The organism is Bacteroides sp. 1_1_30 (assembly GCF_020982715.1).
In the GTDB taxonomy this organism is placed as follows: Bacteria; Bacteroidota; Bacteroidia; order Bacteroidales; family Bacteroidaceae; genus Bacteroides; species Bacteroides xylanisolvens.
Genome location: NZ_JAJKHN010000062.1, coordinates 26,648 through 40,207 on the forward strand (window position 1 = coordinate 26,648; position 13,560 = coordinate 40,207).

The window sequence follows — 13,560 nt, forward strand, 5'->3', positions numbered from 1 at the left end:
GTATGAAAACAGGATTCCAACTACTTATTCTGATAGCGGTCTGCTTCTCCTGCAAGGATGAGAATATTTTCGATTCATCTCCTTCCGAGCGAAGCGCAAAACATATCAGCGAACTGAGGAAGGAGCTTACAGATGCCCCCCACGGGTGGTGTGTCACTTACTTTCCCCGGACAGACTCGCTACTGTTTACAAATGTGAACGAGCAGATAACCCAATTCGAATACCGTAACAAATATGGATATGGCGGACACTGCTTCTTCATGAAGTTCGCAGACGACGGAACGGTAGAAACCATAGCCGATTATGACGAGCAAAGCGGGAAGAACAGCCGCAAAAGCGAGTTTGAAGTAAGTCAGAACACATTCACTCAACTGAGCTTCACCACTTACAATTATCTGCATAGTCTGGTGAACGACCAATTCGCCGCCTCTTCCGATTTTCTTTATACAGGAAAAGACGCCGATGGCAATCTCGTTTTTCGAACAGCTTCATACATAGAACCCGCTCGCGAGTATATGGTATTCACAAAACTGAAAAGCGAAAACAGTTGGGCGGAAGACATGTACAAAGCTTATGCCAATAACCTGTTTTTCCAAGAGATGAAAAATCCGCAACTGGTAATCCGGAAAGCAGACCGGATATATTTCCGCAGCGACATGCAGACCAGAACTATTATTGACAATAGAGATGAAAACTCAAAAAAAAGAAAAAAGCAGGAGGAATATCAACGCTATCATCTGTTTCTTTTTGCCAAAGACCCCTATGCGCCCCACGGATGGCCCAAAGAGGTAGTAGGTCTGGGATCGGGATATGTGGGCACAACAGACGGATTGACGTTCAGACCCGGTATACGATACAGCAAAAACTACACGTTTTACGATTTCCGCAGAGAAGGAAACCGCTTTGTTTGTGAACTCGTGAAGGTGTTCGACCCCTACAGCAAGACCGAGCGTTGGATAAGCAAACATCTTGCCCCCGGTGGAGAAGTAACCGGAGTTATAGCCGAAATTTGGGATAAATCTGATAATTAAAAAACAAAAAACGACATGAAATATATATGGATAATGTGTGTATTGCTGCTGGTATGCAGTTGCAACACGGTGAAAGAAGACACCATAATAAACGAAGATTATGAAAAAATATTTCCACCAAAAGAAATAGAAAAACCGGAGAACAAACGAGGAGAGTTGACGATACAGTTATGTGACCCTGACTTGGCATTGAAAAACTACAAATATCCCGGTACCGAAACACCCGAGGGTGCAGAAAAATATAAAGTGACTTTGCTATGCCAATTTAATGAAACGGACCGAAGAGGAAATCTTGTAGATGATCCTAAAGTAACAGCTCGATACGGAGTAAAGTATATTAACGAAAAGAAAGAGCTGATAACCATCACTTGCTTCGAAAAGGACTCGGAGTCTGCAGAAGAAGATACGGAAGAGGACAACGATGAAGAAGAGGAAGAACAAAACATCAATGTAATGAGCAATGGCGAAGAATTGGAAATTACCTTTGAGGTCTACTCCGGATTTCCCTTATACCTCAGTGTCAGCGGAGTAGGTCCTCGGAATTCTAATGTAAGAGCAAGCATCAAGGCTGTTTCCGCCGACGGGTTGATTGAACTTCCCGAACTGCGGACGGAGCAATATCAGAATGAAGAAGGACCGAATATGCTGAAGCACCCTTATTGTGAATATTTTATTTTACCTTAGAAAAAGAGAGAAATGAATTACATAAAACAACATATACTATCCCTTTGTTTGCTGGCAAGCGTAACGGCCTGTACCGAAGGGACGAATGAAACGGTAGAAAGCGCATACTGGCCTCCTGTATTGCCGGAACCGTCGTACAAGTTTTCAAGAAACGGAGAGAGCAGCGTAAACACGTTGGAGTGTAAATTTCTGAAGGCTCCTATCGACAGAATCTTTTCGAGATACATGAGCGGAGCACGCATGGGCACGAAAATGGACTATGATGAAGCGATGCAAATGTTCCGCGAAGGAGAGTACGGTTTGAAGCCGCAAAATGAGATAGCCACTTCTACGCTACACCTTACCGACAGAGGAAAAATCCTGCAAGATTTCAACAGTTGGTTTGACATGTCGACACGTATAGCCGGATTAGGACAGGAAAAACCGCATGAACGCAGAAGTACGGAAGCTCAAAAAGGAATAACGGGATATGTAGGAATCAATATAGGCGACAAAGACATTTGTTTTGTGGATGAAAGAGGAATTGCCGTAGCCGAAGTTTACAGATATGCCGTCATGGGTGCCATATATCTGGACAAAATACTCAACGTGCACCTGAGTGAAGATGTAACGGAAAACCCGGAAGTACGCTCCGCGCACGACTTGACCCAACTATCTGCGGGACACAACTATACAGAGTTGGAACACCACTGGGATTTAGCCTATGGATATTACGATTTCTGGAAACCGCTCGCCCAGTCTGAAGGCTTGCCGGCATTGAAAGATTCGCACCGCCGCATCTTTCAATGTTTTGTAAGAGGACGTACCTATATGGAAACATCACGTTACGATGAAATCAAGCTACAAGCGGATACTATCAGGCATGAGCTTGGACGTGTGGTGGCTGCCAGAGCAATGAACCTGCTGGTAGGAGCCAACACCTTTGCCAATCTGAAAGAAAATCCCAAACATGCTTTTCGACTTCTATCGCAAGCCTACGGACTCATCTATGCCTCACAGTTTGCCCGAAACGTACAAGGGCAACCATTCATCACATACGAGGAAACCCGGAAACTTTTACAGACATTGGAACAAGAAGGCGGGCTATGGGACAAGGAGCGCTTGCTGGGAGAGGAAAAAGACGAAGGCTCGTTACACTATCTGGCAGCACAGATAGGCGAGAGGTTCGGAGTGTCACCTGAAGAAATAAAAAAATAAAATAAACATGAGAACAATTCATAGAATAGCATTACTCGCAATGATGTGGGTGTGGATCATTCCCACAGCGAACGCACAAGAGAATTTATTGAAAAACGGAGATTTTGAAGGAGAATGGATCGGATCCGACTTCGAGAGAAAACCTAAAGGTTGGAAAGTGTACAAAGCTATAGGAAACTTTCAAAACGAAAAGCGTGACGGAGGAAGCGGAAGCAAAATATTCATGGCATATCTTGACAATGGAGGATCCATCAGCCCTATTGATGAGACTGTTGAGAGTTGGCGTATAGGAGCATTGCCTGTCGAAAAAGGAGCTACTTATAAACTGACCGTTTGGCACAAATGCACAAACGAAAAGTTGAAATTCAATGTCATATTCAACTTCTACCAAAGAACAGAGGATGACGATGACTGGAAGGGCGATAAAGAATACAGCTTCACTACCAAAAAAGACAAATGGGTGAAATTCGAGCAGGAGGTCAAAATTCCTGAAGACAAAAACATAGACGTAGCAGGAATGAGTATAATCTTCCCATTCAAACAAAACGGGAAAATTTATTTGGATGATATCTCTTTGACAAAATCAGAGGGAGGCTCCTCAACACCCGAAACACAAAAGCTGGAAAAGCCCGAGCTGAACTCTACCGAATGTTTCCAGCAAGAAATTACAGTATCATGGAAGAAAAGCAATATGCAAGGAACCACTTACGAAGTAAAAACCGATGCACATGTATTTACCGGAATCACCGGCAATTCGTTCACGATAGAAAAACTGACACCCGGACAGACGTACGATATCGAAGTATGTGCCGTAAAAGACGGAGTGAGGTCTGAATACGCGAAAACGACCGCCGGAACGAAAAACCTCGAAAAGTCGGTCGATTCAGAAGACCGTATCCCCTATCTGCGTACTATCGAAGCCGATGCTACATGCAAAGGACGTTTTCTCAAGCTCTACTACAACGAATTGGCGAATCCGAATGCGAAAATCTCTTATAAACTCGATGGAAAGTCTGTTCAACCTGCAAACAATACGCTGGAATTCCCCGCTTTCGAAGGATACTACAAAAATTTTCAACTGGAAATCCATATCGATGAAGGAGAAGGGCGAGAGTGGGAAATCCTGTATAATGAGCTGAGTGTGCAGAATTTTTAAGAATAAAGAAACTATTAAACTGTTTACAAACTTATGAGCAAGAATAGAATAACCGCACTGTGCGTTGCTTTCTCGATTATTTGCAGCTTTGCCTGCGAAGACCGGAAAGAGGAGTATCCGGACATCCGGATAGGAAAAGAAAAAAACGTTGACGAATTGTCGCTGAATAAGCAAACGGAAAAAAGGCTCCTCGTTTCGGGAGGAAACGGAAAATACATCGTCAACGTGGAGAACTCGCAAATAGCCACTGCGCAAATGAGCATGGACACGCTAAAGGTGAAAGGATTGCTGGAGGGCGAAACGTTTGCCACTGTCCTCTCGCACGACAAGCGTGTACGGCTGAAAATCAACGTGACTTTCCCCGAATTGGGCATAAGCCATCCCATTGTTCAACTCCGTCCTAAAGACATAAGCAAGTTCGTGAGCATTTCGGGAGGAGGAGAACGCGTCACACTACAGGAAAACGATCCGGCAGACGTAATGGATATAAAATGGGACGGCTCTACCGGCATGCTCGAAATAATGCCCAAATACGAAGGAGAGGCTGAAGTTACCGCCATATCCGAAGACGGAAAAGAACAGAAAACCATCCATATCAAAGTGAAGCCTGAAGGAGAATTGACCGTGCCCGGATGGTACGACACCCGCAACAGTTCATATTACGTGATGTTGAACAACAAAATGATAGTCAGAAGAAAAAGAGCAGGCACATGGATCATAGACAGCGCCCGCCCTTATGGCGGATTTATCACAACCTACGAAGGCTCTCACATCAAGATCGCCCCCATTGTGAATCCCGTACAAGGCGATTCCATCGACTTGAATGTCCTCAGTTACTCCGCTGCGCATGGAAAAATAAAAGTAGGGATACACCGCCTCTATGTAGAAGAGGTGCGAGAATCGGAAGTCATGCTGAGGGGGAAAGGGTATAAATTTTTACTACCTTACCAGAGCGAGTGATTATATAAAAAGACAAAATCAGGCGGTATATAACCATAGCAAGATTATACCAATTCTTGGGAGTAGTGTCGAATAAGCGTTAGGAAACGATCAAGCACATGTGGCGTTTCGGGCTTAAAGGATAGGACTATCCTTTATGAACTATTCAAAAGAATAACAATTCTTAATAATTAATACCCGTTCACGGAAGTTTGGCAACAACTCTATTGATAAGCAATAGGGCTGAAATGATAACTGATTATTCTTTTAATTGGTTTTCTTTGTAATATATAATATCTTGTATATTACATGTTAATTAAGCTTGATTTATTCTGTTATAAAAAATTGGAGACATGAATATTCTAAAGTTGCAGGGGTTGGACAGCCGGCTTTTTAACCTTGTCGCCCCTTTAGTGATGAGCCCTGCCGTACTGCGGCAAAATAATAATTACCCTTTCAAAACGACGCGTAACCATGTCTGGTACATTGCCGTGAACGAAGGACGGGTGTTGGGATTCATGCCCGTGAAAATGACCTTGATGAACAACTACATAGATAACTACTATATTAGCGGGGATAACCCCACTGTTATAGAGGGGATATTGGACCGTATTATCCATGATTTTTCTGCTGACGGTTCTCTCGTGGCCGTTGTACACAAACGCCACGTGGAAGGCTTTTCCACGAAGGGGTTCATTCCCTATTTCGAATGGAAGAAATATATCAAGATGCGTTATCATGAAGGAGGTAGGTCATGATACGCCGGTTGGACGTCTACGAGGCCGCCAACCGGAGATTGAAGATCATTTTTGACTTTTTTGATTACGTGTATGTCTCTTTTTCCGGTGGCAAGGATAGCGGTGTCCTTCTTCATTTGTGTATGGATTATATTCGCAGGCATGCTCCCGGCAGAAAACTGGGAGTGTTCCACATGGATTATGAGGTGCAGTACCGCCAGAGCACGGAGTACGTGGAAAGGATGTTTTCCAATAACCGGGATATCCTTGATGTGTTCCACTGTTGTGTTCCTTTTAAGGTTCCCACGTGTACTTCCATGTACCAGCAATACTGGCGTCCCTGGCAAGAGGGGTACCAGAATATCTGGGTTCGCCAGATGCCGGGCACCGCCCTTACCGTGAAAGATTTTGATTTCTGGGACGCCAACCTGTGGGATTACGATTTCCAGTTCCTTTTTCCTTCATGGGTGCGTCGTGAAAAGGGATGCAAGCGTGTTTGCTGCCTCGTGGGAATCCGCACGCAGGAGAGCTTCAACCGGTGGCGGGCGATTCATTCCGACAAGAATTACCGTAAGCTGGCCAACTACAAGTGGACCCATCGGTTAGGGTATTATACCTATAACGCCTACCCGATATACGACTGGAAGACAACGGACGTGTGGACGGGGTATGCCCGGTATGGTTGGGATTATAACCGTTTGTATGACTTGTATTACCAGGCCGGGATTCCCTTGTCCCGCCAGAGGCTGGCCAGCCCGTTTATCTCACAGGCCGTTTCGACCCTGCATCTTTATAAAGTTATTGACCCGGATACCTGGGGACGCATGGTCAGCCGGGTCAACGGCGTCAGTTTCGCCGGGATGTACGGGAATACGGTCGCGATGGGCTGGCGTTCCATCAATCGTCCGGACGGGTTCACGTGGAAAGAGTACATGTACTTCCTCCTTGACACGCTTCCCCGGGCGACAAGGGAGAACTACCTGGAGAAGCTGAGGGTGAGCCAGAAATTCTGGAGGGAAAAAGGAGGCTGCCTGGGAGAGGAAACGATCGGGAAGCTGCGTGCGGCCGGTGTACCGTTTACGGTGGAGGAATGCACGGCATACCGAACCGACAAGAGGCCCGTCCGCATGGAGTATATAGACGAGATAGATATCCCTGAATTTCGTGAAATACCCACTTACAAACGAATGTGCGTCTGCATCCTGAAAAACGATCATACCTGCAAGTATATGGGTTTCACGCAGACCAAGCGGGAGAGGGAGATGAAAGAGAGAGTTTTGAAAAGATATAAATTGTGATTGTCATGTCAAGTTTTAAAAGTCCGGCGTATAACGTCAAGGCCGTGCCGGTCGAGAAAATCGTGGCCAACAGCTATAACCCGAATGTCGTTGCTCCCCCGGAGATGAAACTGTTGGAACTGTCCATCTGGGAAGACGGTTACACGATGCCCCTCGTGTGTTATTACCGGGAAGAAGAGGATATCTACGAGCTGGTTGACGGTTACCACCGCTATCTGGTTATGAAAACATCCGTCAGGATTTACAGGCGCGAGAACGGATTGCTGCCTGTAACGGTCATAAACAAGGACATCTCGAACAGGATGGCCTCGACTATCCGTCATAACAGGGCCAGGGGAATGCACTCGCTGGAACTTATGACAGGTATTGTGGCGGAACTGTCAAAATCGGGTATGTCCGACAACTGGATCATGCGCAACACAGGCATGGACAAGAACGAGTTACTCCGTTTCAAACAAATCTCAGGTCTGGCTGAATTGTTTCGTGACAGGAGTTTCGGGTTCTCAGACGAGTGGTTGGAGGAATAAAACGGTCTGTCTGGTATCCGTAACAAATATACATGGTGTTTATGCTTGCAAATCATTATTTGTAGGTATTGCGAGTAATGATTAAAACCTCTAATTTTGCAAATTGATGGATCGTACGAAAAAAAGACAGAGACAGGGGGTTGTCATAGCATGCATGTTGTTGTTGACATTGATGCCCTTTTTCCTCGTGAAAGCTTTTCATGTTCACGGGGAACATTCGTGCGTATCCCATAACGAACAGGGGCACTCCCGTCACGATTCCCCTGAAAATTGTACCATCTGTCTCTTTACGCTCTCCCCGTTTGTCGAGGCTGGGATTTTTATATACGATTATATTCCGACTGGCAGGCCTGTCAGGTATCTTATCTCCGGGGAAACAGATGTCATCGTCACTCTTTTCCCGCATTTCCTCCGTGCACCTCCCGTGTGTTTGTCATAACTCCCTTGAGGGATTTGCATGCCATCATTGTGATTGCGTGCAGGGGATTTTCATGTCCCGTCTTAACAAATTATAACCCGTTTATATTTTTTCAAGTATGACATTTCATGCATATCTCCAGTATGTGTCCCTGCTTGTTGTCTGCCTCTATACGGTCTCTTCTCCCATGGAAGCACGGGTGCAGGCTGACCGGCAATCGACGGGTACACGCGATACCCTGCTGGTCATTGACCAGGAAAGCGGGCTTCCCATTGAAGGGGCCTATATCCTGACCGGGGAGCGGTTACTTGTCAGCTCCCCCCGTGGAATGATTGTTTTCAGCCATGGAACATGTTTTATGGATACAGTCCTCGTGCAGTGCCTGGGGTACAGTTCCCGGCGTGTGCCTTTGAACGGGGCATTCAAAGAAAGCAGCATACATACCGTATGTCTCTCCCCGGACATACAAAAACTCGGGGAAGTGGTCGTGACCGGTGAACGTGCCGGGGCGTCACCCAACGCGGTGAGCCGGCGCCTTTCATCCCCCGAGATCAGGAACGCGCTGGGAACCTCGCTTGCCACCCTGCTCGAACGTGTCAGCGGGGTAAGTTCCATCAGCACGGGAACCACTGTATCCAAACCCGTTATCCAAGGAATGTACGGGAACCGGATACTGATCATCCATAACGGTGCCCGCCAGACTGGGCAGCAATGGGGGGCCGACCACGCTCCCGAAGTGGACATGAACGGCAGCTCCTCCGTTTCGGTAATCAAGGGCTCCGATGCGGTAAGATACGGTTCGGATGCCCTTGGAGGGATTATCGTCATGGAGCAGTCTCCGCTTCCTTTCAGAAAACGCTCCCTTCAAGGGGGAATCTCCGCACTTTACGGAAGTAACGGGCGTCGCTACGTGGCTACCGGACAGCTCGAAGGTGCTTTTCCCGGTGATTTCGCCTGGCGTCTGCAGGGAACCTGGTCAAATTCCGGGGACCGTTCCACCGCGCACTATCTTCTGAACAACACGGGAACCAGAGAGTATCACGCTTCCGCCTCTCTGGGCTATGACCGCGGACGTCTGAGAGTGGAAGGTTTCTACAGCCGCTTCTACAGCCGGACAGGGGTGATGCTCAGCGCCCAGATGGGTAGCGAGGACCTGTTGGCGGAACGTATCCGGCTTGGTCGCCCCCTGCACACGGATCCCTTCTCTCGTGGTATCAGGCCTCCCTGCCAGGAGGTCACCCATCAGATCGCATTCGGCAGGATGCGGCTCGGCATGAAGAAGGGGGGAAGTATTCACTGGCAGAGTACCTGGCAGAAGGACGATAGGCAGGAAAACCGTGTCCGGCGGCTGGATTCTAACATTCCGGCGGTTTCCCTGCACCTGAATTCATTCCAGCATCTTCTGCGCTGGAAGCGGGATTACCGCTCCTGGCAGGTCGAGGCGGGAGGTCAGGTCATGTTCATCGAGAACCACAGCCGTGCGGGTACCGGATTCGTGCCCGTTATCCCGAACTACACGGAGACACAGGCAGGGATATACGGAATCGGGAAATATCACCTGGGCAGGGGAGGCGTTGAAGCAGGCCTCCGCCTGGATATGCAGGAAACCCGTGCCAGTGGTTATGACTGGACGGGAAGCCCCTATGGCGGGACAAGAAAGTTTAACAACGTGTCCTACAGCCTGGGAGGACACTATCAACTTTCCAGACGCTGGAGACTCATCTCCAACTTCGGTCTGGCCTGGCGTGCCCCTCACGTGTATGAACTGTACAGCAACGGGAACGAGCTCGGGTCTGGAATGTTTGTCAGGGGAGACTCTGCGATGCACTCGGAAAGAAGCTACAAATGGATATCTTCCCTCCGTTACGGCGACGGGATGTTCAGCGTCTGTCTGGATGGTTACCTGCAATGGGTGGACGGCTATATCTATGACGGGCCGGAGAAAGAGACGGTCACCGTGATTTCGGGGGCATATCCGGTCTTCCAGTACAGGCAGACCCCGGCTTTCTTCCGCGGTATGGACTTTGACCTGCGTTTCACTCCGGGCGGTTCATGGGCCTACCATGCCGTCGTCTCCTTTATACGGGCAAACGAACGGACAAAGGGTAATTATCTTCCCTATATTCCCTCCTTCCGTTTCAGCCATGAACTTGCGTGGATCCACGAGACGAAATCGCATCTCAGGCTGCGCCTGAACATCAGGCACCGTTTCACCGCAAAACAGAGGCAGTTTGATCCGGACACGGATCTTATCCCGTATACTCCCCCGGCGTACCATCTCCTCGGGTTCGACGCCGGTCTTGAACTTCCCGTGAAACGGGGACACCAGGTCCGGTTCATGCTGTCGGCAGACAACCTCCTGAACCGTGAGTACAAGGAATACACCAACCGCTCGCGTTACTATGCGCATGATATGGGACGTGATGTGCGTTGCGGTGTAAACTGGATTTTTTAATTTATAACAACTATAATCAACACTAATAAATAAAAAGAAAAAATGAGAACAATTGCATGTAAAACCGTGTGGGCACTTCTGGTAGGAGTGTCCCTTGTCCTGTCGCTGAACTCTTGCAGCAAGGATCCTGTAATACCAGAAGACGAGACGAAGAACAAGCTGCATGAGGACCCGGCAAAAATGACCGTCCGCCTCGTTGAATGCCACCTGCACGCTGACTGGAACGAGATACAGAAGGCCGGAGGCCCCCACCAAAATCCGGAATCCCCGGCCAGGTATATGAAACGTGTCCAGGAGATCACTTATGAACTGAAGGCCGGCAGTGGATGGACCCTTGCTGAAGGAAGCCAGGGCAAGTTTTACGTTCAGAAAAACGGTGAATATAAAAATGGAAACAACTTTACCCCGGCCCCGGTTTACCTGATGTTTATCTATTACTACAATTCCAAAGGAGAGTTGATGAACGGCCAGTTCGTGGAGAACGGGCAGGAGAATATCCACCAGCATTTCTTCACCCCGGAAAACGTGAGACCTACCTTTGACGGGAAACCGGAAGCTGACGACAATGATCCGGAGGCACTGGTGGATTATCTCTACGTGGATACCACGCCCTGGGACAAGACCAAACATGACAACGAGGCGGAGATTACGGGAGGCACTAACCCGGTAGGATTAAAAGGAGTTATCCGGTTCCTGAAGGACCGCAAGGAGTTCGACCTGAAACTCCGCCTGTATCACGGCTACAACTCTAAAAAGAACCCGCAGACAAACGGCTTTGACCCGTTCTACAAGCCCTCCGGGGTATTGATCCAGCGCGGAACATGGGATATTAACCTGAGCATCCCGGTAGTGGTGTTTTGGAGCCGCGAGGAATTTGTTGATGTGGACCCGGAGGCAGATGTGAACCTGATCGGGGAGGATAGCCTGGATGAAGACAGCAACCGCACGCTACACTCCATCATGAAAACCTTCAATCTTACATGGAAGGAGGCACTTGAGGAGTTCATCTCCTATACCTACCAGGCAGGGGATGTGGAAGCTGGATCCATATGGCTTTGATCATCTCGCGTAGGATGGAATTCTCTCTTTATCAATCTACAGGCGGCAGGTGGGGCCGCCTTTTTTGTCTTGTGCAGCGAAAAAATCCCATCTGCCATGCTTAATCCCCGTGGTTTACTTGGGGATGTATTGGGACATGCTTTACCATCTCACCCCGTTCCATTTTTCATGTTTGGCAGGTTGAAAAAAATCCTATACATACAAGACGTACCGTTTCCTTACCGACGGGTCTGGAACCGACTTCCCCTCTTTCGTGCAATTTTCCCGCTTGGTTACTGAACTTTTTTGGTCTTTTTCCGATTTGATACATAATAAGTTTATGCTTCCTTTCCAGGAAACAGGGAAGCGCCAAATGTCTAACTAATAAAAAACTTATGGCAACAGTTAAAACAGTATTGGTAAAAGGAAGGAGCGACCGGTCCGGCAAATTCCCGTTAGTTGTGCAGGTTCTTCACAAGCGAAGGAAAAAGGTTGTTTATACAGGATTCAGCATCCCGGATACCCTGTTTGATCCCGTAAAAGGGAGGGTTATCGAAGGCGGGGAAAACACCCCTGAGTCGATTCGGCGGATCAACCACAGGTGTGAAAGTATCTCAAGGGTACTGTTAAAGTGTATTTCAATGATAGAAAAGAAATCCCGGGAATATGAAATAGAGGACGTGTTCAGGACTTACGGCGTGTTAACCCGTGAAGCCGGTTTTTATTTCTATTTTTCACGGAAAATCCGGGAACTTCGTGAAAGCGGTCACGAAGGAACAGCCCGGGCATACGCCTCCAGCCTGCGTTCCATGCAGAGGTACCTGGGAAAAAAGGATTTTCCCTTCATAAAACTCTCTTCCCGGATCATTTCCGACTATCAGGGGAAACTGCTCGCTTCGGGTATATGCGATAACACCATTGGTTTTTATCTGCATAATATCAAGGCTCTTTTCAGGAAGGGATGTCGGGAGATGGGCCTGGAACTGCCTTGCCCCTTTCGCGACATAAGCATTAAAACGGAAAAAACTCTCAAACGTTCCCTTGATCCGGTTGTGATTAAAACACTATCCGCAGTTGAATTGGAAAAGGACAGCTCGTTATCTCTTGCCAGGGACATTTTCATGTTCAGCTTTTACACGCGTGGAATGTCATTCGTCGATATTGCATTGCTAAAAAAAAGGCATGTTTTTTCGGGTGAAATCTGTTACAGGCGTCACAAGACCAATCAATTGATGCGGGTAGGTATAAACAGAGAGATCAGTCGTATCCTGGAAAGATATAAGAATGTACCGGGAGAATATATCTTCCCGTTGTTTCCTGCAGGACGGGATCCGTACGCCGGTTATAGAAGCGCCTACCATAGGATTCGTTACTCCCTGGGAAAGATTTCCCGGGTCATTGGTTTGGAATTCCCGCTGAGACTCCACGCGGCCCGCCATTCATGGGCCACGATAGCCAAGGTAAACGGGGCCCCGGTTCATGTTATTGGTGAGTGTCTGGGGCATACGTCGGAAAAAACGACCCGAATCTATCTGAAAGAGCTGGATCATTCCGCACTGGATGCAGTTAATAATCAAGTGGCTGATTTCATTTTAACGGTGAATGATTGGCCGGGCCCGACCGCGAAAGATATCAGTTCCTATTCTTCATTTCCCGTCCAGACGATGGACGGTGGTTAATCACTCCCAAAGTGGTTTTAACCGCCGATAAATTTACCACTCCCGGATGTTTCTGTAAGTCCCGCCCTGGTGCATGTGGCGGGATATACATGCAAAAAAGGAAACACTTTTATTAAGCAAATTTATCCTATCCCCTCTTTCTATTGAAAATAGGCTACGAGAACGGTTTACAGGTTATGGGAGCTACGTATTGAACTGTCAACTGTTTAGTAAATAGGATTAATTGAACAAAACATTTTTTATATCGGAAAGAGTCGTACAAGACATTTTTGACTTTAATTTTGATATATTATAATAATATACGTATATTTGTTTCTGTCTCTTCACTCTCTCCGGTAGAGAGTGGAAAATTGTCCAAAATCCGCTTTTGGAAACGGTTGTAGATGCCAAAAAGAAATAAA

General features: G+C 47.4%; 11 protein-coding genes and 1 pseudogene. All 12 read left to right on the plus strand.

Features of this window, described 5'->3' with window-relative positions; translation table 11 throughout:
• Nucleotides 1-2: 2 nt before the first annotated feature.
• Nucleotides 3-1,031: a DUF4302 domain-containing protein gene (locus tag LPH68_RS17670; protein WP_196045823.1), complete on the plus strand. Its 1,029-nt coding sequence runs from the start codon at nucleotides 3-5 to the stop codon at nucleotides 1,029-1,031.
• 15 nt (nucleotides 1,032-1,046) lie between these two features.
• The gene (locus tag LPH68_RS17675; RefSeq protein ID WP_196045824.1) at nucleotides 1,047-1,715 is read left to right on the plus strand and encodes a hypothetical protein; all 669 of its coding nucleotides are present in this window, start codon (nucleotides 1,047-1,049) and stop codon (nucleotides 1,713-1,715) included.
• 12 nt (nucleotides 1,716-1,727) lie between these two features.
• Nucleotides 1,728-2,912: a DUF4856 domain-containing protein gene (locus LPH68_RS17680; protein ID WP_230297037.1), complete on the plus strand. Its 1,185-nt coding sequence runs from the start codon at nucleotides 1,728-1,730 to the stop codon at nucleotides 2,910-2,912.
• Nucleotides 2,913-2,919: 7 nt separating this feature from the next.
• Nucleotides 2,920-4,068, plus strand: coding sequence for a fibronectin type III domain-containing protein (locus LPH68_RS17685; protein WP_196045259.1), 1,149 nt, complete (start codon nucleotides 2,920-2,922; stop codon nucleotides 4,066-4,068).
• A 33-nt stretch (nucleotides 4,069-4,101) separates the two neighbouring features.
• On the plus strand, nucleotides 4,102-5,028 hold the full coding sequence (locus LPH68_RS17690) for a hypothetical protein (protein ID WP_121972083.1): 927 nt from the start codon (nucleotides 4,102-4,104) through the stop codon (nucleotides 5,026-5,028).
• Nucleotides 5,029-5,360: 332 nt separating this feature from the next.
• Nucleotides 5,361-5,765, plus strand: coding sequence for a hypothetical protein (locus LPH68_RS17695; protein ID WP_196045257.1), 405 nt, complete (start codon nucleotides 5,361-5,363; stop codon nucleotides 5,763-5,765).
• The gene (locus LPH68_RS17700) at nucleotides 5,762-7,042 is read left to right on the plus strand and encodes a DUF3440 domain-containing protein (protein WP_196045255.1); all 1,281 of its coding nucleotides are present in this window, start codon (nucleotides 5,762-5,764) and stop codon (nucleotides 7,040-7,042) included. The genes LPH68_RS17695 and LPH68_RS17700 overlap by 4 nt, the downstream gene beginning before the upstream one ends.
• Nucleotides 7,043-7,047: 5 nt before the next feature.
• Nucleotides 7,048-7,569: a ParB/RepB/Spo0J family partition protein gene (locus LPH68_RS17705; RefSeq protein WP_196045253.1), complete on the plus strand. Its 522-nt coding sequence runs from the start codon at nucleotides 7,048-7,050 to the stop codon at nucleotides 7,567-7,569.
• A gap of 106 nt (nucleotides 7,570-7,675) precedes the next feature.
• Complete coding sequence (locus LPH68_RS17710; RefSeq protein ID WP_230297038.1) at nucleotides 7,676-8,008, plus strand: hypothetical protein; 333 nt, start codon at nucleotides 7,676-7,678, stop codon at nucleotides 8,006-8,008.
• Between the two features lie 97 nt (nucleotides 8,009-8,105).
• Nucleotides 8,106-10,442, plus strand: coding sequence for a TonB-dependent receptor (locus LPH68_RS17715; protein ID WP_196045251.1), 2,337 nt, complete (start codon nucleotides 8,106-8,108; stop codon nucleotides 10,440-10,442).
• A gap of 42 nt (nucleotides 10,443-10,484) precedes the next feature.
• Nucleotides 10,485-11,501 carry a hypothetical protein gene (locus tag LPH68_RS17720; RefSeq protein WP_013610971.1) on the plus strand — a complete coding sequence of 339 codons (1,017 nt, stop codon included), beginning with the start codon at nucleotides 10,485-10,487 and terminating at the stop codon, nucleotides 11,499-11,501.
• A gap of 374 nt (nucleotides 11,502-11,875) precedes the next feature.
• Nucleotides 11,876-13,087 (plus strand): annotated as a pseudogene (locus LPH68_RS17725) (tyrosine-type recombinase/integrase); the annotation flags it as partial.
• Nucleotides 13,088-13,560: the final 473 nt, after the last annotated feature.

Bases quoted from the DNA above. Each gene is read 5' to 3' on its own strand.
- LPH68_RS17670 (WP_196045823.1), top strand. From the start codon at position 3: ATGAAAACAGGATTCCAACTACTTATTCTGATAGCGGTCTGCTTCTCC.
- LPH68_RS17685 (WP_196045259.1), top strand. From the start codon at position 2,920: ATGAGAACAATTCATAGAATAGCATTACTCGCAATGATGTGGGTGTGG.
- LPH68_RS17705 (WP_196045253.1), top strand. From the start codon at position 7,048: ATGTCAAGTTTTAAAAGTCCGGCGTATAACGTCAAGGCCGTGCCGGTC.
- LPH68_RS17720 (WP_013610971.1), top strand. From the start codon at position 10,485: ATGAGAACAATTGCATGTAAAACCGTGTGGGCACTTCTGGTAGGAGTG.
- LPH68_RS17690 (WP_121972083.1), top strand. From the start codon at position 4,102: ATGAGCAAGAATAGAATAACCGCACTGTGCGTTGCTTTCTCGATTATT.
- LPH68_RS17695 (WP_196045257.1), top strand. From the start codon at position 5,361: ATGAATATTCTAAAGTTGCAGGGGTTGGACAGCCGGCTTTTTAACCTT.
- LPH68_RS17710 (WP_230297038.1), top strand. From the start codon at position 7,676: ATGGATCGTACGAAAAAAAGACAGAGACAGGGGGTTGTCATAGCATGC.
- LPH68_RS17715 (WP_196045251.1), top strand. From the start codon at position 8,106: ATGACATTTCATGCATATCTCCAGTATGTGTCCCTGCTTGTTGTCTGC.
- LPH68_RS17700 (WP_196045255.1), top strand. From the start codon at position 5,762: ATGATACGCCGGTTGGACGTCTACGAGGCCGCCAACCGGAGATTGAAG.
- LPH68_RS17675 (WP_196045824.1), top strand. From the start codon at position 1,047: ATGAAATATATATGGATAATGTGTGTATTGCTGCTGGTATGCAGTTGC.
- LPH68_RS17680 (WP_230297037.1), top strand. From the start codon at position 1,728: ATGAATTACATAAAACAACATATACTATCCCTTTGTTTGCTGGCAAGC.